6 protein-coding genes are annotated in these 21,297 nt (G+C 73.1%); all 6 read left to right on the top strand.

Annotation, left to right across the window (positions count from 1 at the left end):
• Window positions 1-35 precede the first annotated feature (35 nt).
• Genes OHA77_RS06725 through OHA77_RS06750 form a run of 6 tightly spaced genes read left to right on the top strand, consistent with a single transcriptional unit; the run spans window position 36 to window position 21,179 of the window.
• Entirely contained in the window at window positions 36-5,687 is a 5,652-nt protein-coding gene (locus OHA77_RS06725; RefSeq protein WP_406316872.1) for an SDR family NAD(P)-dependent oxidoreductase, read from the top strand.
• Window positions 5,684-5,893, top strand: a complete 210-nt coding sequence (locus OHA77_RS06730; RefSeq protein ID WP_406316874.1) for an MbtH family protein — start codon at window positions 5,684-5,686, stop codon at window positions 5,891-5,893. Before OHA77_RS06725 ends, OHA77_RS06730 begins: the two co-directional genes overlap by 4 nt.
• Window positions 5,890-9,078, top strand: a complete 3,189-nt coding sequence (locus OHA77_RS06735) for a non-ribosomal peptide synthetase (protein ID WP_406316875.1) — start codon at window positions 5,890-5,892, stop codon at window positions 9,076-9,078. The genes OHA77_RS06730 and OHA77_RS06735 overlap by 4 nt, the downstream gene beginning before the upstream one ends.
• Complete coding sequence (locus OHA77_RS06740; RefSeq protein WP_406316877.1) at window positions 9,075-16,079, top strand: amino acid adenylation domain-containing protein; 7,005 nt, start codon at window positions 9,075-9,077, stop codon at window positions 16,077-16,079. The genes OHA77_RS06735 and OHA77_RS06740 overlap by 4 nt, the downstream gene beginning before the upstream one ends.
• Window positions 16,076-19,888: an amino acid adenylation domain-containing protein gene (locus OHA77_RS06745; RefSeq protein ID WP_406316878.1), complete on the top strand. Its 3,813-nt coding sequence runs from the start codon at window positions 16,076-16,078 to the stop codon at window positions 19,886-19,888. Before OHA77_RS06740 ends, OHA77_RS06745 begins: the two co-directional genes overlap by 4 nt.
• Window positions 19,869-21,179 carry an MFS transporter gene (locus OHA77_RS06750; protein ID WP_406316880.1) on the top strand — a complete coding sequence of 437 codons (1,311 nt, stop codon included), beginning with the start codon at window positions 19,869-19,871 and terminating at the stop codon, window positions 21,177-21,179. Before OHA77_RS06745 ends, OHA77_RS06750 begins: the two co-directional genes overlap by 20 nt.
• Window positions 21,180-21,297: the final 118 nt, after the last annotated feature.

Genomic DNA, 21,297 nt, shown 5'->3' on the forward strand with positions numbered 1-21,297 from the left:
CACCGCGCCTCAGGCAAGGAGAAAGGGACTCACGCATGGCCGAGGAACCCACCGTGGAGCCGATCGCGATCATCGGCCTTTCGTGCCGGGTGCCGGGAGCCGGAGACGCTGAGCAGTTCTGGCGTAATCTCGCCGACGGAGTCGAGTCGCTCACCCACTTCACCCGCGAGGAACAGCGGGCGTTCGGTGTGTCGGAGCGGGCGCTGGACGATCCGAACTTCGTGCCGGCCGCCATGATGCTGGACGACCACCAGGGGTTCGACGCCGCGTTCTTCGGCATGTCGATCAGGGAGGCGGAGGTCCGGGACCCGCAGCACCGGCTCTTCCTGGAGTTGGCGCACACGGCTCTGGAGGACTCGGGCTACGACCCGTTCAGGTATCCGGGTGAGATCGGTGTCTACGCCGGTTCGGGGTCGGACTTCTACCAGTGGATCAACATCCGGAGCAACGCCCAGGCGCATGCGAACGCGGGCTGGCTGGCCGTCATGGTCGGCAACCACGTCGACTACTGCGCGACGTTGTCGTCGTACAAGCTGGATCTGCGCGGCCCGAGCTACACGCTGCACACGGCGTGCTCGACGTCGCTGGTGGCGGTGCACGTCGCCGCCGAGGCGCTGCGCAACGGCGAGTGCGACATGGCGTTGGCGGGCAGCGCGATGCTGGACCTGCCGCAGGGGCAGGGGTACGTCTACGACGAGGACGGCATCGTCTCCCCCGACGGCCACTGCCGGGCGTTCGACGCGAAGGCGGCGGGCACGATCTGGGGCAGCGGCGGCGGGGTGGTCGTGCTGAAGCGGTTGTCGGAGGCGCTCGCCGACGGTGACAACGTCCGGGCGGTGGTGCTGGGCAACGCGATCAACAACGACGGGGCGAGCAAGGTCGGTTTCTCGGCGCCCAGCATGGACGGGCAGGCCGCGGTGATCGCGCAGGCGCTGGGTGTGGGCGGGGTGGATCCGCGCACGGTGACGTACGTGGAGGCGCACGGCACCGGGACCGCGCTGGGTGATCCGATCGAGGTGGCGGCGCTGAGTTCGGTGTTCCGGCAGGACACCGACGACACCCAGTGGTGCGGCATCGGCTCGGTGAAGAGCAACATCGGGCATCTCGGCCAGTCGGCGGGTATCGCCAGCATCATCAAGGCGGTGCTGGCGTTGGAGAACGGGCTGATCCCGCCGACGCTGCACTACGAGAGTCCGAACCCGAAGATCGACTTCGCGGCGAGCCCGTTCTACGTGGCGGCGGCGCCGACCAAGTGGGAGCGGAACGGTTTCCCCCGGCGGGCGGGCATCAGTTCCTTCGGGATCGGCGGCACCAACGCGCACATCGTGCTGGAGGAGGCGCCGTCTTCCGTCCGGGAGGAGCGGGAGCCCCGTCCGGCGCATCTGCTGCGGCTGTCGGCCAGGACGGACACGGCGCTGGCCGCCGCCCGGGAGCGGCTGGCGGCGCATCTGGCGGCGCATCCCGATGCGGATCTGGCCGATGTCGCGCACACGTTGCGGGTGGGCCGCAGGGAGCTGTCGCGCAGGGCGGCGGTGGTGGTCTCCGACGTCGCCGACGCGGTCGCCGCGCTGGCCGACCCACGGCGGACGCTGTCGGGGTCCGCGTCGCGGCGTACTCCGCAGCTGGCGTTCCTGTTCTCCGGGCAGGGGTCGCAGTACGCGGGCATGGGTGCCGAGCTGTACCGGACCGAGGCGGTCTTCAGGGACGCGGTGGACGAGTGCGCCGAGATCCTGCTGCCGGAGCTGGGCGAGGACATCCGGGAGCTGATGTTCGGCACGGGCGAGGAGGCCGGTGAGCGGCTCCGGCAGACCGCGCTGACCCAGCCGGCGCTGTTCACCGTGGAGTACGCGCTGGCCAGGTTCTGGCGTTCGCTGGGTGCCGAACCGGCGGGGATGATCGGCCACAGCATCGGCGAGTACGTGGCGGCGACGGTGGCGGGGGTGTTCAGCCTGCCTGACGCGCTGCGGCTGGTGGCGGCGCGGGGGCGGCTGGTGCAGGGCCTGCCCGCGGGGTCGATGCTGGCGGTGCAGCTCGACCCGGACGAGGTCGGCCCGCTGCTGCCCGACGACGTGTCGGTGGCGGGCGTCAACGGACCCGGCACGTGCGTGGTCGCGGGGCCGTCCGCCTCGATCGGTGAGCTGGCGGCGCTGCTGGAGGAGGAAGGCGTCGGCCGGATGCCGCTGCGCACCTCGCACGCCTTCCACTCGGCGATGATGGATCCGATCCTGGGCGAGTTCCACGCGCTGGTGGCCGCCACCGAGCGGTCGGCGCCGAGCCTGCCGTTCCTGTCCAACGTGACCGGCACGTGGATCACCGCGGCCGAGGCGACCGACCCGTCCTACTGGGCCAGGCATCTGCGTGAGCCGGTGCGGTTCGGCGACTGTGTGGCGAACCTGCTCGCCGACGGCGACTGGATCATGATCGAGTGCGGTCCCGGCAGGCAGCTGGCCGGGCTGGCGAAGGCACAGGTCGCGACCGGCGCGGTCGCGCCGCTCGCCTCGTTGCCGGGGCCGGCGGACGGCGGTGACCTGCGGGTGCTGTCGGCCGCGTTCGGCACGCTGTGGGTGAACGGCGTGGCGCTCGGGGAGTTCGGTGAGCCGGGCCGCCGGATCTCGCTGCCGACCTACCCGTGGGAGCGGCGGCGCGCGTGGATCGACCCGGACCCGCAGGGGGCGTTCGTCGGCGGGGTGGCCAACCACGCTCCGGAGGAGGAGAAGGACCTGCCGCTGGAGCGCTGGTTCAGCGCTCCCGTGTGGCGGCAGGCTCCGCCGGGTCCGGCGCCGCTGTCGCCGTTCACCCGTGTCCTGCTGTTCGCCGACGGAGACTCGGCGGCGCTGGCCGGTGCGCTGCGCGCGTCGGGGGCCGAGGTGGTCGAGGTGCGGCCGGGCGCGGGGTTCGCGGCGGTGGACGGCGGTTTCACGGTACGGCCGGCGGAACGGGCCGACTATGACGCGCTGCTGTCGGCCGTGGGTGAGCCGCCGGACCGGGTGGTGCACGCCTGGACACTCGACGGGGATCCGGCCGAGGGGATCGAGGAGACCTGGCGGGCGCAGGACCGGGGCTTCTTCAGCGTGCTGGCGCTGGTGCAGGCGCTGACGGCGGTGCAGCCGGCGGGTGGGGTGGAGCTGACCCTGCTGACCTCCGGGGTCCAGGACGTCACCGGTGGTGATCTGCTCCGTCCGGAGCACGCGACGCTGGCCGGGTTCCCCCGGGTGGTGCCGTTGGAGACACCGTGGCTGCGGGTCCGCCATGTCGACCTGGACGGGCGTGACCGGGTCAGGCACGCGGTCGCCGAGCTGGCCAGGAGGATCGAGCCGGACGAGGCCGGGCTGCTGCCGACGGTGAGCGTCCGGGGTGGCCGGCGGTGGCTGCAGCACTACGAGCAGATCGAGGTTCCGGCCGCGTCCGGGTCCGGGTCCGCACCGGACCGTACGGGCGCGGGCGGGACGGGTGCGGGCGGGGCGGGCGCGGGCGGGGCGGGCGCCGTGCGCGACGACGGGGACGCGGACCGGGCGGACACCGTACCGGAGGGCGGCGAGGCCGGTCAGACGGGGCCCAGGGACGGACAGGTTTATCTGATCACCGGTGGCCTGGGCGGGATCGGGATCTCGCTGGCCGAGGACCTGGCCGAGCGGGCACGGGTGCGGCTGGTGCTGCTGTCCCGGTCGGGGCTGCCTGGCCGGGACAGGTGGGACGCGCACGCGGCGGGCCGCGAGGGCCGGGCGGTCACGGCGATCCGCCGGATGGAGGCCGCGGGCGCGGAGGTGCTGGTGCTGGCGGCGGACGTCACGGACGCCGGTGACATGCGGCGGGTCAGGCGGGAGACGCTCGACAGGTTCGGCCGGGTGGACGTGATCGTGCACGCGGCGGGGCTGCCCGGCGGCGGCATGGCGGAGGTGAAGGAGCGGGCCGCGGCCGAGCGGGTGCTGGCTCCCAAGGTGGCCGGCACGCTGGCGCTGCGTGAGGCCTTCGGCGACCTCGACCTGGAGGCCGTCGTGCTGTGCTCGTCCATCACCGCCGTCGCGGGCGGTTTCGGCCAGGTCGACTACTGCGCGGCCAACAACTTCCTGGACGCCCACGCCAGGGGTGAGCACGGCTGGCGGGCGGCCACGGTCGTCTCCGCGAACTGGGGCAGGTGGCTGGAGGTCGGCATGGCGGCCGAGGTCGCCGCCCCGGCGGGGTTCGTGGCGCTGCAGCACGGCGACCGGATCAGGGCGATCGACCATCCGATCCTCACGGCCTGGCACGAGGCCGACGGTGACGGTCTCGGCTGGGCCGGCGGCAGCATCTCCCCCGAGACGCACTGGGCGCTGGACGAGCACCGCATCTCCGATGTGTCGGTGCTTCCCGGCACCGGGCACGTCGAGATGGCCCGCTGTGCGAGCGACGCGGTGCTGCCGCCGTCCGGCGGGGTCGTGGAACTGCGTGACGTGGTGTTCGTCGAGCCGCTGTCGGTGGCCGACGGGGCGACCGCCGAGATCAGGGTGGTGTTCAGTCCCGAGGCCGACGGCGCGGAGTTCCAGGTGCGCAGCGTCATCGGCGGCGAGCAGCGCACGCATGCGCGCGGTACGGCCGCCCGGGTCGATCCGGGGCCCGCCGGGCACGTCGACGTGGCGGCCATCGTGGAGCGGTGCGCCCCTGCGGGCGACGAGCAGGGCGGTGTGCCGCTGTCGGGGCTGCTCACGCTCGGCCCGCACTGGGGCCACAACCTGCGGAGCTGCCACATCGGCCAGAACGAGGCCCTGGGCTGGTTCGAGGCCGACGAGCTGGTCGGGCTGGACCTGGACCGCTGGGGCCTGCACCCCGCGATGATGGACAGCGCCACCTCCTTCACCTGGGTGGACATCCAGGGGCACTACCTGCCGCTCGGCTACGGCCGCATCACTGTGCGGGACCGGCTGCCCGGCGCGTTCTGGAGTCATCTGCGGTTCCGTGACAGCGACACCGACGAGGTGCTCGCGGTGGACGTGACGCTCATCGCCGCGGACGGCACCGTCGTGACGGAGATCTCCGACTACGTGCTGCGCCGGATCAACACCGACGCCGTGGTGGCCGGAGTGACCGCCGGCGCGGGCGCCCAGCGGGCGGCCACCGCCGCCGTGCGGAGCGGGCCGGACGTCCAGGGCAGCCACGGCGGCCAGGTCGCGCCGGCCGGCGGCGGACCCGACGCGGTCGGCATCCGCCCGGCGGACGGAGCCGAGGCGTTCCACCGGCTGCTGGCCACCCCGCTCGGCCCGCAGGTGGTGATCGCGGCGACCCCGGTGGCCGCCTACCTCGCGGGCGTCGGCTCGGTGACGCAGGAGACGGTCGAGACGGAGCTGGACTCCGCCGCCGTGGCGGACCGTCCGGCCCGTACGGCGGGCGACGACTACGTGGCCCCGCGTGGTGAGGTCGAGTCCGCCATCGCCCGGCTGTGGAGCGAGGTGCTCGGCGGTGAGCGCATCGGCGTGGACGACGACTTCTTCGAGCTCGGTGGCAACTCGCTGATCGCGGTGCAGCTCATCGCGCTCATCCGCAAGGAACTCGGCGTGCGGCTGCCGATGCGCAGTCTGTTCGAGGAGCCCACGGTCGCCGGGGTCACCTCGCTGATCGAGCAGGCCCGCGCCGCCGCTCCGGCCACGGCCTCGGCCTCGGCCACCGACCAATCCGTGATCCCCCGGCTTCCGCGCAGGAGTGAGCAGCAGTGAGCGAATCCCCCACCGAGACGAAGGTCGTCGTCAACGACGAGGAGCAGTACTCCGTCTGGCCGGCCGGCCGGGACAACCCCGACGGCTGGCACGACGAGGGTTTCAGCGGGACCAGGGAGGACTGCCTGGCCCACATCGAGGAGGTCTGGATGGACATGCGGCCCCGTAGCCTGCGTGCGGCCATGGACGCGGGGGAGTCCAGGTGACCGACCAGGCGGTGGATGTCTTCCCGTCCTCCTCGGGGCAGGAGCGGATGTGGTTCCTCGCCCGATTCGAACCCGAGCTGGCCGTCTACAACATCGGCATGGTGATGCCGATGACCGCCCGCCAGCCGGTCGACCCGCGCCGGCTGGAGCGGGCCGTCGCCCGGGTGGTCAGCCGGCACGAGGTGCTGCGCACCGTGTTCGAGTTCCGGGACGGCCAGGTGATGCAGATCATCACCGGCGCCTCTCCCCCGGTCCGGCTCACCGAGACCGATCTCACCCAGCTGCCGCCCGCCGAGCGGGAGGCCGAGCTGACCAGGCTGGCCAGAGCGGACGGGGTGACGCCGTTCGCCATGGACGAGGCGCCGCTGTGGCGGATGCGGCACGTGAAGATGGCCGACGACGACCTGCGGCTGGTCTGCGTGTTCGACCACACCGTGTTCGACGGGGTGTCCAGCCACATCTTCCTCAACGAACTGGAGGAGTGTTACGACGCGCTGGGCGAGAACCGGGAGCCCAAGCTTCCGGAGTTGCCCATCCAGTTCGCCGACTTCGCGGTCTGGCAGCGCGGCAGGCTCACCGGCGAGTTCCTGGCGGCGGAGCTGACCCACTGGCAGGAGCGGCTCGCCGGGGTGCCGGCCGATCTGGGGCTGCCGGCCGACCGGCCGCGCCCGCGTCGGCGCACCTACCGGGGGGAGATGCTGCTGGGCGCGTTCTCCGCGGAGCTGTCGTCCGGGGTGGAGCGGCTGGCCAAGGATCTGAACTCGACGCTGTTCACGGTCATGCTCACCGCGTTCGCGGGTGTGCTGTCGCGCTGGTCGGGCCTGCGGGACATCGTCGTGGGCACACCGGTGGCGGGGCGGATGCTGCCGGAGACGGAGCCGGTCATCGGCATGTTCGTGAACGCGGTGGCGCTCCGCACCGACCTGGGCGGGGATCCGACGTTCGCCGAGGCGGCGGTGCGGGTACGGACCACGGTCGCCGAGGCGCTGGACCATCAGGAGCTGCCGTTCGAGCGGCTGGTGGAGGCGCTGCAGGCGACCCGTGACCTGAGTGTGCCGCCGCTGTACCAGGTGATGTTCAACCTGGCCGCCGACTCCAACGAGGGTCAGATCGCCAACGGCACCGCCAAGGTGGACCTGCAGCTCGATCTGAACATGCGCGAGGGCCGGCTGCACAGCCGCCTGGAGTACAGCACCGACCTGTTCGACCGCTCCACGGTCGAACGGTTCGCCGCGAACCTGGAGACGCTGCTCACCGCGGCCGTCGCCGACCCCCATGTGCCGCTCTCCCGGCTGCCGCTGCTCACCGGGGCCGAGCGGGCGGAGGTCCTGGCCCTCGGTGCGGGTGCGCACGCCGGCGGTTCCGGCGCGACCCTGACCGGGCTGGTCGAGGCCCAGGTGGCCAGGACCCCGGATGCCCGGGCCGTGGTGGCGGGCGACGTCACGCTGACCTACGCCGAGCTGAACGAACGCGCCAACCGGCTGGCCCACTGGCTGCGCCGGATCGGAGTGCGCCGGGGCAGCCCGGTGGCGGTCTGCGCCGAGCGCTCGGCCGAACTGGTCGTCGGGCTGCTCGCCGTACTGAAGGCCGGTGGGGCGTACGTCCCGCTGGACGCGGAGTATCCGCCGTCCCGGTTGGCGTTCATGCTGGCCGACAGCGGGGCCAAGGTGTTGCTGACCCAGCGCCACCTGCGCGGTCTGCTCCCCGAGGGGGCGACCAAACCGGTCCTGCTCGACGACCCGGAGAGCTGGGGGCGGCAGCCGGCGGACAACCCCGACCCGGTGGCCGGTCCCGGCGACGCCGCCTACATGATCTACACCTCGGGTTCGACCGGGCGGCCCAAGGGGGTGGTCAACAGCCATCGCGGCATCGTCAACCGGCTCGGCTGGATGCAGCGCAGGTTCGGGCTCACCCCGGGTGAGGCGGTCATGCAGAAGACCCCGGCGAGCTTCGACGTTTCGGTCTGGGAGTTCTTCTGGCCGCTGGTCACCGGCGCCCACCTGGTGACGGCCCGGCCCGGCGGGCACCGCGACCCCACCCACCAGCGCGACCTGATCAAGGCGCACGCGGTGACCACGATGCACTTCGTGCCCTCCATGCTGGCGATGTTCGTGGAGGAGACGGGCATCGAGTCGTGCCGCTCGCTGAAACGGGTGATCTGCAGCGGCGAGGAGCTGCCGCCCCGGCTGGCGGCGCGGTTCTTCGAACGGCTGCCCGATGTGGAGCTGCACAACCTGTATGGGCCGACGGAGGCGGCGGTGGACGTGACCGCCTGGCGCTGCGAGCCGGGCGGGACGCGGAACACGCTGCCCATCGGCCGTCCCATGCCGGGCAACCAGCTGTATGTCCTGGACGGGCGGCTTGAGCCGGTGCCGATCGGCGTCCCCGGCCACCTGCACATCGGTGGTACGCAGGTCGCGCGCGGCTACGCGGGCCGGCCCGGCCTGACGGCCGAACGGTTCGTACCCGACCCGTACGGCCCGCCGGGCTCGCGGCTCTACGCCACCGGCGACCGGGCCAGGTGGAACGCCGACGGCGACCTGGAGTTCCTGGGGCGCCTGGACGACCAGGTGAAGGTGCACGGCTGGCGGGTCGAGCCGGGTGAGATCGAGGCGGTGCTCGCCGAGCACACCAAGGTGCGCCAGGCGGTCGTGGCCCTGCGGGACGACGCGCCCGGCGGGCGCGGGCTGGTCGCCTACGTGGACTGGGCGGGCGATCCGGCGCAGCTCACCGGGGAGCTGCGCAGGGCGCTGGCCCGGCGGCTGCCCTCGGCGCTCATCCCTCAGGCGTTCGTCGGGATCAGCGCCCTCCCGCTCGGTCCGAGCGGCAAGCTCGACCGGAGTGCGCTGCCCTCGCCGGGCGGTTCCGGCCGGGCCGATCTCGGCACCCCGTACCTGGAGCCGCGTACCCCGATGGAGGGCGAGCTGTGCGCGCTCTGGGCCGAGCTGCTGGGCCGCGACCAGATCGGTGTGGACGACGACTTCTTCCAGCTCGGCGGCCATTCGCTGCTGGCGGTGCTGCTGGTCACCCGCTACCGGGAGGGCTACGGCGTGGAGCTGCCGCTGCGGCAGTGTTTCGAGATCACCACGGTGGCCGAGCACGCGCTCGCCGTACTCGAAATGCAGCTTGAGCAGGATGAGGGGCTGGAAGAGCTGCTGGCCGCGCTGGAGGACCCCGAGGCATGAGTGAGCTGAGGGCACGGCTGGCGCGGCTCAGCCCGGAGCAGCGGGCCGCACTGGAGGAGAAGATGCGGCGGCAGCCGTCGCCGCCGCGGCAGGAGGGCATCCCACGGCGGGCGGGCGGGAGCGAGCCGCCGCTCTCCTTCGGGCAGGAACGGCTCTGGTTCCTTCATCGGCTCGACCCGGCGGACGCCTCCTACAACATGTTCATGGTGCAGCGGCTGCGCGGTCGGATCTCCACGGCCGCGCTCGGCCACGCGCTCGACCGCCTGGTGGCGCGGCACGCGACCCTGCGGGCCCGCTTCACCTCCCGCGACGGCGGCCCGGTGCAGGAGATCGGACCGCCGCTGCCCGTCGAGCCGGACCTGATCGACCTGACCCGGATGCCGGCCGCCGAACGGGAGAGCCACGCGATCGAACTGGTCGCCGACCTCACCAACCGGCCCTTCGACCTGGCGCTCGGGCCGCTGCTCCGGGTCCATCTGATCACGCTGTCGGAGACCGACCACGTGCTCTGCGTGGTGCTGCATCACATCGTGGCCGACGGCTGGTCGTTGAAGATCATGCTGCGTGAGTTCGCCGCCTGCTACACCGCCCATCTGGAGGGACGCGAGGCCGAGCTGCCGGCGCTGCCGCTGGAGTACGCCGACTACGCGGCCTGGCAGCGTGAGCGGCTGGACGAGGCGACCGTGCGGCGCCAGCTCGACTACTGGAGCGGGCAGCTCGCCGGGGTGCCCGTGCTCGACGTCCCACCCGACCGGCCCCGGCCGCCGGTGAGGTCCTCGAACGGCGACTACACGGTGCGGCGGATCGGACCGGAGCTGGCCGCGCGGGTGGAGCAGCTCGCCAGGGAGGAGCGGTGCACGCCGTTCATCGTGCTGCTGGCCGCCTTCCAGGCGCTGCTGGGAGCCCACTCGGGCCAGGACGACGTGTGCGTGGGTTCGGTGATCGCCGGCCGGGACCGTCCCGAGCTGGAGCCGGTGGTCGGGTTCTTCCCCAACACGCTCGCGCTCCGCGGCGACCTGTCGGGCGACCCGGGCTTCCGTGAGCTGCTGGGCCGTACCCGGGCGACGGTGCTGGACGCGTTCGCCCACCAGGACATCCCGTTCGAGCGGCTGCTGAACGACCTGCGGATCGAGCGTGACCTGAGCACCACACCGCTGTTCCAGGCCATGTTCGTGATGCAGGACAAGGACGCGTCCGAGCTGGTGCTGCCCGGCGTGGAGAGCGGCATGTTCGATCCGGGTGCGCGGCAGGCGAAGTTCGACCTGATGCTGGATGTGACGCCGCGTTCCGGTTCGCTGTACGCGCTGCTCTCCTACAACGCCGACCTGTTCGAGCCGGACACGGTGGACCGGATGCTGCGCAGGTACGAGCGGATGCTGGAGGCCGCCTCCGACGACCGCGACATCCCGTTGTCGCGGCTGCGCGCCGCGATGCTCCTGCCCGAGGACCGCCTTCCCGGTACCACCGCGTCCCTGCCTGTCGCGTCCGGCTCGATCCGGCCGTCCGCCTCGGCTCCACCGGTGGTGCGGCCGTCCGGGACGGGCGACGTGTTCGGGGTGGGCGACACGTCCGAGACGGGCGACACGTCCGGGATAGGCAGCACATCCGGGGCAGGCGACGCGTCCAGGACGGGCAGTGCATCCGGGATAGGCGACGCGTCTGGAATAGACAGCGCGTCCGGGGTGATCGATCTCTTCGCGGAGCGGGTACGGCTGGCACCGGACGCGATCGCGGTCAGCCACGGCGACCGGCGGCTGAGCTACGCCGAGGTGCACGCCCGTGCCGTACGGCTGGCCGCGCGGCTCACCTCGGCCGGGGTGCGGCCCGAGACGGTGGTCGCGGTGTGCGCCCGGCGCAGCCCCGAGCTGGTCGTGGCACTGCTGGCGGTGGCGGCGGCGGGCGGCGCGTACCTCCCTCTCGATCCGGCCTATCCGGCCGAACGCCTGCGCTGGATGGCGCGCGACTCCGGGGCCGCCCTGCTGCTGTGCCAGGACGGCCTGCTGGAGTGCGACCTGCCGGCGATCACGATCGACGGTTCGCCGGACCCCGCGATCACCCTCCCGCCGGCTGCCGGCCCGCCGTACGGCATGGCCGTCCGTCTGTCGGACGGTGCCCCGCCCGCGCCCGATCCGGCGGCCCTGGCGTATGTGATCTACACCTCCGGCTCCACCGGCCGCCCCAAGGGCGTGCAGGTCGAGCGGCGGGCGCTGGCCGAACGCGTGACGTGGATGCGGCGGGAGTACGGCATCGGGCCCGGCGATCGCGTGCTGCAGTCCGCCTCCGTCGGCTTCGACACGCATGCCGAGGAGATCTATCCCGCGCTCACCTCGGGGGCCGAGCTCGTGCTCGCCCCGGACGAGCCGCTCCCCGACTTCCTGCGGACTCCGCAGGGGGCGGCGCTGACGGTCATCGACCTGCCCACGTCCTACTGGCGGGAGCTGGTCGCGGCGCAAGTGGCCTGGCCTCCCTCGCTGCGCCTGCTCATCCTCGGCGCCGACCCGCTCCCCGCTCCGGCCCTGGCCGCCTGGTACGCCGCACACGGCGAGCGCGTCAGCCTGGTCAACAGCTACGGTCCCACCGAGACCACGATCATCGCGACCGCCGCCGAGCTGGACCCCTCCGAGGCGTCCAGGCGCCCCACCGTGGGACGCCCGCTCACCGGCACCCGGGTCCACGTGCTGGACGAACACGGCGAGCAGGTCCCCGTCGGAGTGCCGGGCGAGCTCTGCGTCGGCGGCGCCGGGCTGTCGCGCGGCTACCGGGGATCACCCGGCCTGACGGCCGCACGGTTCGTCCCCGACCCGTACGGTCCGGCCGGATCCCGCCTCTACCGGACCGGTGACCGGGCCCGTTTCCGGGCCGACGGGCGCCTGGAGATCCTCGGCCGTCTCGACCGTCAGGTCAAGATCCGCGGTTACCGCGTCGAACCCGGCGAGGTGGAGGCCCGGCTGCTGGCCCACCCGCTGATCGTCCAGGCCACCGTGGCCGTCAGGGAGGACACACCCGGCGACCGCCGGCTGGTCGCCTACGTCGTGCGACGGGAGGAGCCGGCTCGGGAGGCGGAGCGCTCCGGCGACCCGGACGACCGGGACCGGAGGACCGACGACCAGGACAGCGAAGACGGAACGGCCGACGACCAGACCACCGGCGACCGAGACAGCCGGGACCGGACGACCGACGAGCAGGACACCGAAGGCGGAACGGCCGGCGACCGGGTCGCCGGGGAGCTGCGGGCCTACCTCGCGGCGGAGCTGCCCCCGCATCTGGTGCCGAGTGCCGTCGTGACGGTCGACCGGATTCCGCTCACCCCCGCCGGCAAGGTCGACCAGGGGGCGCTGCCCGTACCCGAGCACCGGTCGGACCGGGGCTACCGACCCGCGCGGACCCCGGCGGAGAAGCTGGTCTGCTCGGTGTGGGCAAAGGTCCTCGGGGTCGAGCGGGTCGGGGTGCTCGACGACTTCTTCCAGCTCGGCGGGCATTCACTGCTGGCCACCCGGACGACTGCCAGGCTGTCGGCCGCGATGGGCGTGGAGGTGCCGCTCAAGCTGGTGTTCGGTCATCCCGCCGCCCGGGACCTGGCGCGGGCGCTGGACCGGCTGGCCGCGGACGGGGAAGGGTCCGAGCGGGACCTGCCGAGGAAGCCGGGTGCCGGGCCGGAGGTGGCGAGGAGGCCGGAGGACACGGCGCCGCCCCTGTCGTTCGCGCAGGAGCGGCTCTGGTTCATGGAGCAGTTCACTCCGGGCACCCCCGCCTACGTGCTGCCCGCCACGGCACGGCTGCGCGGACCGCTGGACGTCGCCGCCCTCCAGGCACGGCTGGACGGCGTCGTGGCGCGGCACGAGAGCCTGCGCATGCGCTTCCCCGCCACCCCTGACGGCCAGCCGGAGGTCCGGGTCGTCGCGGCGGCGGACCCGGATGCGCGCGTCCGGCTGCGGTTGGCCGAGGCGGGTTCCGCCGAGGAGGCACGTAAGATCGCCGGCGCCGACGCGGCACTCCCCTTCGAACTGGACCGCGGTCCGCTGATGCGGGCGACGCTGGTCGGACTCGGGCCCGACGACCACGTCCTGCTGGTCGCCGTGCACCACATCGTGGCCGACGGCTGGTCGGCTGAGATCCTGCTGGACGAGCTGCTCACCGGCGAGGACGGCCCGGTGGAGCACCCGGTCGCGCACGGCCCGGCGGACCGGACAACCGGACAAAGCCGGGCAGAGCCGGAGATCGGGTACGGCGACTACGCGCGCTGGCAGCGCGACCGGATGGCCGGGTCCCGGCTGGAACGGCATCTGGAGTTCTGGCGGCAGGAGCTGGCCGGCCTGCCGCCGCTCGACCTGCCGCTCGACGGGCCCAGGACCGTCCGGCGGGGACACCGGGGCGCCTGGCACGACCTGCGGCTGGACGGCGCACTCACCTCGGCGCTGCGGGAACTGGCCCGTGCCCACGGAGCGACCCTCTACATGACGCTGCTCGCCGCCTTCCAAGCGACGCTCGCCCGCTGGTCCGGGCAGCGCGACTTCGCGGTGGGCTCGCCGGTCTCCGGGCGGGACCGGTCGGAGTTCGAGGGCCTGATCGGGCTGTTCGTCAACCTGCTGCCGTTGCGGGCCAGGCTCGACGGCGACCCCACCTTCGCCGAGTTGCTGGGCCGTACCCGTGACGCCGCCCTAGACGTCTACGCCCACCAGGAGCTCCCCTTCGAGAAGCTCGTCGCCGAGCTGGACCTGGCCAGGGACGCCACTCGCCCGCCCGTCGTCCAGGTGCTGTTCGCCCTGCAGAGCTACCTGGGCCAGACGTCCGGCCCCGGGCGATCGCGGGCCGAGCCGTTCTCGCTGGACACCACCACGACCCGGTTCGATCTGGAGCTGTACGCCGCGGAGACCGGCGAGGGCCTGTCGGCGAGGTTCGTCTACGACCGTGACCTGTTCCGGCCGGACACGGTCGAGCGGCTCGCCGCCGGTTTCCGGACCCTGCTGCGCGCGGCCGTCGCCGACCCCGGCACCCGGCTGGGCGACCTGGAGGTCCTCTCACCCGAGGAGCGGGAGCTGGTGCTGACCCGGTGGAACGCCACCTCGGTGGCGTTCTCCCCCGCGTCGACGCTGCACGGCCTCATCGAGGCGCAGGCCGTACGGACTCCGGACGCCCCGGCCGTGGTGTTCGAGGATCTGACGCTCACCTACGCCGAGTTGGACGCCCGCGCCGGTCTGCTGGCCGGGCGGCTGACCGCCCGGGGTATCGGCCCCGGCTCGGTGCTGGCCGTGCGCGCGGAACGCTCCCTCGACCTGCCCGTCCAGCTGCTCGCCGTCCTCAAGAGCGGAGCCGCCTACCTCCCCCTCGACCCCGGTCTGCCGGAGCGCCGCGTGCGCCTCATGCTCGCCGACGCCGGGGCCGTGGAGCTCGGCGCCGCCCTGGAAGCACCGGCCGGCGCCGCCCTGGAGCCGTCCGCCGGCGCGTCTCGCGGCGGGGACGTCCCGGAGGACTCGCTCGCCTATGTGATCTTCACCTCGGGGTCGACCGGGCGGCCCAAGGGAGTGGGCATCTCGCACCGGGCGATCGTGAACCGGCTGCGCTGGATGCAGCGGACCTACGGCCTCGACTCCTCCGACGCCGTCCTGCAGAAGACCCCCGCCGGGTTCGACGTCTCGGTGTGGGAGCTGTTCTGGCCGCTGACCGCCGGGGCGCGGCTGGTGCTCGCCCGGCCCGGCGGCCACCGCGACCCCGTCTACCTGCGCGAGGTCATCACGGACCGGCGGATCACCACGGCCCATTTCGTCCCCTCCATGCTGGCCGCGTTCACCGCCGAGGAGGGGATCGAGGAGTGCCGTTCGCTGCGCCGGATCGTCTGCAGCGGCGAGGAGCTGACCGCCGGGGCGGCGCGACGGCTGACCGACCGGCTGCCCGGGGTGGAGCTGCACAACCTCTACGGCCCGACCGAGGCCGCCGTGGACGTCTCCTGGCACCGCTACGTGCCGGGTGAGCAGGTCGTGCCGATCGGCCGTCCGGTCGACAACACCCGCCTGTACGTGCTGGACGAGGCGCTGCGTCCGGTGCCGGTCGGCACCCCGGGGCAGCTGTTCATCGGCGGGGTCCAGTTGGCCCGCGGCTACCTCGGCCGCCCCGCGCTGACCGCCGAACGCTTCCTGCCCGACCCCTACGGCCCACCCGGCTCCCGCCTCTACGCCACCGGAGACCGCGCCCGCTGGCGACCCGACGGCGAACTCGACTACCTCGGCCGCCTCGACACCCAGGTCAAGATCCGCGGCATGCGCGTCGAACCCGGCGAGATCGAGGCCGTGCTCATCCGCCACCCGGACCTGCGGGCGGCGGCGGTCGGCGTGTGGCACGACGGCTCCGGGGCGCGCCTGGTCGGGTACGGGGTCCGGCGCGAGGACGTGGCAGGGCGGGCCGGAGACGGAGCGGCAGATCAGGCCGCGACCGGAGACGGAGACACGCTCGGAGACGGGGACACACCCGGAGCCGGAGGCACGCCCGGAGACAGGGGCGTGACGGGGTCCGCCGGTGACGCCGGGCGGCCCGATCCTCGCGACTGGCTCCGGGACGAGCTGCCCGAGCACATGATCCCCACCGTCTGGGTGATGCTGGACGCCCTGCCGCTCACCCCGAACGGCAAGCTCGACCGGGTCGCGCTGCCACCGCCGCCCCGGGGCGGCGACCTGCCCTGGGAGCCGCCCCGCACCAAGGCGGAAGACGTCGTGGCGGAGGTGTGGCAGGCCGTACTGGGCCTGGACGAGGTCGGCCGCCACGACGGGTTCTTCGCCGTCGGCGGCGACTCCATCCGCAGTCTCTCGGTGGTGGCGCGGCTGCGCAGCCTGGGCTACGCGCTGGACCTGCAGCACCTGTTCACCCACCAGACCGTCGCGGAGCTGGCCACCGTCTTGGAGGCGCCGGGCCACGACCCCTCCGCGGGGCCGGAACCCGCACCGGCGACCGAGGCGTTCGGCCTGCTCAGCCCAGAAGACCTGGCCAAGCTCAGGAAAGGCGACCGATGATCGAGGACGCGTATCCGCTGGCCGCGCTGCAGGCGGGCATGCTGTATCACAGCGAGCTCGAACCGGGCGGCCCCACCTACCACGACCTGATGACGGTCACCCTGCGCGGCGAACTCGACGTCGCCGCACTGACCGGGGCACTGGCCGAGGTCACGGCCCGGCACCCGGTGCTGCGCACCTCCTTCGACCTGACCGGCTTCAGCGAGCCGCTGCAGCTCGTACACGACACGGCCGTCCTCCCGCTCCAGGTCGCCGACCTGCGCGGCGACGACGCCCTGGAGCGGCTGGCCGCGTGGCGGGAGGAGGAGAAGCTCACCCCGTTCGTGTGGTCGTCGCCGCCGTTGATGCGGGTGTACGCCCACGTGCTGGCCGACGACGCGTTCGCGCTCAGCCTCAGCTTCCACCACGCGATCCTCGACGGCTGGAGCGTGGCGGCCCTGGTCACCGAGCTGCTGCGCCGCTACACCGCGCCCGGCGGCGGCGATCCGGCCCCGCCGGCGGCCCGGTTCCGGGATCTGGTGGCGGCCGAGCGCTCGGCCGTGGCCTCGGCGCGGGCGCGGGAGTTCTGGCGGGAGCGGGTGGCCGACGCCCCGCAGAGCCGGCTGCCCCGGCTGCCGGGTTTTCCCACCGGCGGGCCGCGCGCCGTCGAGGTGCTGGCCGTACCGGTGCCGCAGGAGACGGTGGCCGTGCTGGAGCGCGACAGCCGGGAGCTGCGGGTCCCGCTGCGCACGACTTTGCTGGCCGCGCACCTGCGGGCGCTGAGCCTGGTCACCGGCGAGCGGGAGGTCATGACGGGCGTGCTCAGCCACGGCCGGCCCGAGAGCGAGGGCGGCGGCGAGGTCCTCGGGCTGTTCCTCAACACACTGCCCGTCCGGGTGGACGTGGCCGCCGGAAGCCGGGCCGGACTGGTGCGCCGGGTCTTCGAGGCCGAGGTGGCGGCGGTGCCGTACCGGCACTATCCGCTGTTCGAGATCCAGCGGGCCGCCGGCCGTTCGCCGCTGCTGGACACGCTGTTCGACTTCAGGGACTTCCACGTGTACGGCGGGCTGCCGGGCGAGGGCTCGGCGATCACCGGTCAGGAGTTCTTCGAGCAGACCGACCTGCCGTGCACGGTCGCCTTCGTCCGGGTGCCCGGCGGTGGCCTGACCCTCGTCGTCTCCTACGACCGCGCCGAGTTCCCGCGTGAGCAGATCGAGACGCTCACCGAGCGGGTGCTCGACGCCCTGACCGGCGAACCGGTGATCGGCGCGGCCGAGACGGAGGCGATCACCCGCTGGAACGCCACCGGCCGCGATCATCCGGGGGGCACGCTGCACGGCCTGGTGTTCGCCCAGGCCGCCCGGACCCCGGACGCCCCGGCGGTCGGTTTCGGCGGTTCGTGGATCACCTACCGCGAGCTGGCCCGCCGGGCCGCCGGGATCGCGGCGGAGCTGCGCCGGGCGGGGGTGGGGCCCGACCAGCCGGTCGGCGTCCACCTGGAGCGGAGCGCGGACCTGCCCGTCGCCCTGCTCGGTGTGCTGGCCGCCGGAGGCGCCTACCTGCCGCTGGAGCCCGGCCATCCGGCCGGGCGGCTGGAGAGCATGCTCGCCGACGCCGGCGCCTCGGTGCTGCTCACCTCCGCGGCCCTGGCGGGTCAGGCTCCGCGGGCTCCCCGGGTGGTCCTGCTGCCGGAGGCCGCGGTGGCTGCCGCTCCCCCGGACGGCCCGGAGGCCGAGGACGCGCTCGCTTATGTGATCTTCACTTCGGGATCGACCGGGCGGCCCAAGGGGGTGGGGGTCTCGCACCGGGCGATCGTGAACCGGCTGCGCTGGATGCAGGAGGCGTACGGCCTCACCGCTGCCGACCGGGTGCTGCACAAGACGCCGGTCTCCTTCGACGTCTCGGTGTGGGAGCTGTTCTGGCCGCTGGTCACCGGTGCCGGGCTGGTGGTCGCCGAGCCCGGCGGCCACTACGAGCCCGGCTACCTCGCCGAGCTGATCACCACCGAGCGGATCACCACCGCGCATTTCGTGCCGTCCATGCTGGACCCGTTCCTCGACACGCCCGAACTGGCCGCCGGTGGGCTGCGCCGGATCGTGTGCTCCGGCGAAGCTCTCCCCGCCGACCTGGTACGGCGCTTCGCCGACCGGCTGCCCGGGGTGGAGCTGCACAACCTCTACGGCCCGACCGAGGCCGCCGTGGACGTCTCCTGGCACCGGTGCGACCCCGCCGAACAGGTCGTGCCGATCGGCCGACCGGTCGACAACACCCGGCTGGAGGTGCTCGACGACCGGCTCGGGCGCGTTCCCGTGGGGAGCCCGGGGCAGCTGTTCATCGGCGGGGTCCAGCTGGCCCGCGGCTACCTCGGCCGCCCCGCGCTGACCGCCGAACGCTTCCTGCCCGACCCCTACGGCCCACCCGGCTCCCGCCTCTACGCCACCGGAGACCGCGCCCGCTGGCGACCCGACGGCGAACTCGACTACCTCGGCCGCCTCGACACCCAGGTCAAGATCCGCGGCATGCGCGTCGAACCCGGCGAGATCGAGGCCGCCCTGCTCGGCCAGCCCGAGGTCCGCGCCGCCGCCGTCGTCGCCCGCGGCGACCGCCTGATCGGCTACCTCGTCACCGGGGACGCCTCGGTCGACTGGCGGGCGCGGCTGCGCGCCGGCCTTCCCGAGCACATGATCCCGTCTGCGTGGGTCACGCTGGACGCCCTGCCGCTCACCCCGAACGGCAAGCTGGACCGGGCCGCGCTGCCCGCGCCGGACCAGCCGGGCGCCGGGGGATACCGGGTGCCGCCGAGGGATCCCGTCGAGGGGCGGCTCGCACTGATCTGGGAGGACGTGCTGGGCGTCACCGGGGTGGGGGCGTTCGACGACTTCTTCGACCTGGGCGGGCACTCCCTGCTGGCGCTCCGGCTGGCCATGCGGGTGCGGCAGGAGTTCGGCCGGGAACTGCCGGTGGCCGCCGTGCTGGCCGCGCCGACCGTCGCGGGCCTGGCCGACGTGCTGCGCGCCCCCGAGGACATGGGCGCCGAGGAGCGGGTGGTCACGCTCAACGCGGCGGGCGACCGCCCGCCGATCGTCCTGGTGCACGCGCTGGGCGGGCAGGTGTTCCGCTACCTGCCGATGGCCCGCAGGCTCGGTCCCGACCAGCCCGTCTACGCCGTCGCGGCCAGCGGGCTGGCGCCGGGCGAGGATCCGCATCGCACCATGGCCGAGATGGTGGAGGACTACGTGGCCCGGCTGCGCGCGCTGCGGCCGGCCGGGCCGTACATCCTGGGCGGTTTCTGCATCGGCGGCAACATCGCGCTGGAGATGGCCCGGCGGCTGCGCGCCCTGGGGGAGGACGTGCCGCTGGTGGCGCTGTTCTACTCCGACGCCGACGAACCGGTGATCACCAGCTCGCTGGAGGACGACGCCTCGCTCATGACGCACGCGCTGGCCGGTGGGCCGTTGGAGGCGGACGCCGCCGAGTTCGCCGGACTCGATCCGGAGGAGATGCTCCTGGCGGTCATCGACGCGGCCGGCCGGGAGCGGCGGCTGGCCCCGGACACCGCCGACGTCGAGCAGGCCCGGCGCTACCTGCGGGTGTTCCGGGCCAACGCGCACGCGGTCGGCCGCTACCGGCACGACCCCTACGACGGGGACGTGGCGCTGTTCGCCCCCGCCGGGGACCGGCCCGACCTGGGCTGGGGCTCCGTGGTGAAGGGGGCGCTCGCGATCGAGCCGATCCCCGGCGAGCGGGTGGTCATCCTGTTCGAACCGCTGGTCGCCGAGGCGGCCGCCAAACTGAGGAGTTGGATCGACAATGGTGTCACCGGAGGCTGAGAGCACGCAGAGCACGGGCGATCCGGAGCCGCCTGCGAGCGCCGGGACCGGGGAGAGCCTCTGGCGCAACCATGACTTCCTCCGGCTCTGGACGGGGCAGACCCTCTCCCAGTTCGGGTCGCAGATCTCCTATCTCGCGATCCCGCTGATCGCGGTCGTGACCCTGGGTGCGAGCGCGACCGAGATGGGGGTGCTGGGCGCCCTCCTCCGGCTGCCGATGCTGGGGTTCCTGCTGTTCGGCGTCTACGTGGACCGGATGCGCAAGCGGCCGGTGCTGATCTGGTCGGATCTGGGCCGGGCAGTGGTGCTGGCGCTGGTGCCGCTGCTGTACGTGATGGACTCGCTCACGCTGGGCGTGCTGTACGCGGTGGTGTTCGTGCTCAGCCTGCTGTCGGTGCTGTTCCAGGTGGCCTACCGCTCCTACTTCCCCTTCCTGGTGCCGATGGAGCATCTGGGGGACGGCAACGGCAAGCTGCAGCTGAGCGAGTCACTGGCGCAGACGGCCGGTCCGGGTGCGGCGTCGGCGCTGCTGAAGGTGGTGGCCGCGCCGCTGCTGATCCTGATCGACGTGGCGTCCTACCTGCTGTCGGCGGTGGCCCTGCTGCGGATCCGCAGGCAGGAGGCGCCGCCGGTCCCCGACGACGAGACCCCGGCGAGCATTCATCTGGCGATCTGGCAGGGTTTCCGCTGGGTGATGGAGCAGCCGCTGATCCGGCCGCTGGCCATCGCCAGCGGGCTGTACTCGTTCTTCGTCATGGGGGCGATGCAGTCGATCTACATGCTGTTCCTGCTCAAGGGCGGGCCCAACCTGCCGGTGGAGTGGGTGGGGGTCGTCATGGCGACCGGTGGGGTCGGGGCGATCCTCGGCGCGACCCTGTCGGTGCGGACCATGCGCCGGCTGGGCATCGGCCCCACCCTGCTGTGGAGCACGGTGATCGGCAACTGCGCGCTGCTGCTGGTGCCGTTCGCCTCCGGCTCGGCCTGGACGGCGGCCGTGATGCTGGGCGCCTCCCAGTTCATCGTCTGGGCCAGCAACCAGATCTTCTTCGTCAGCAACATGACCCTGGTCCAGTCGATCACCCCGCCGAACCTGCAGGCCCGGGTGATCGGCACGGTCTACTCCCTCGGCCTGATCCCCGCCCCGCTCGGTGCGCTCGGCGCGGGTCTGCTCGGTGAGGCCCTCGGCCTGCGCCCGGCCATCCTCGTCGCGGTGGTCGCCGGTGCCATCCTGCCAATCCTGCTGCTGGTCTTCTCCCCCATCCCGAGGACGAGGGAGATCCCTCGGCCGTGACGGCATCCGTCGATTCGGATAAGGGCAGGCAGTCGGCCCAGGTGTCCCAAACTCTAAAATTAATTACCAAATATCGTGACTTTCAGCATCCAAACACTTACCCTAAGTAATACAGTTT

Origin of the sequence: Streptosporangium sp. NBC_01639 (assembly GCF_045209755.1) — a bacterium.
Taxonomy (GTDB): Bacteria; Actinomycetota; Actinomycetes; order Streptosporangiales; family Streptosporangiaceae; genus Streptosporangium.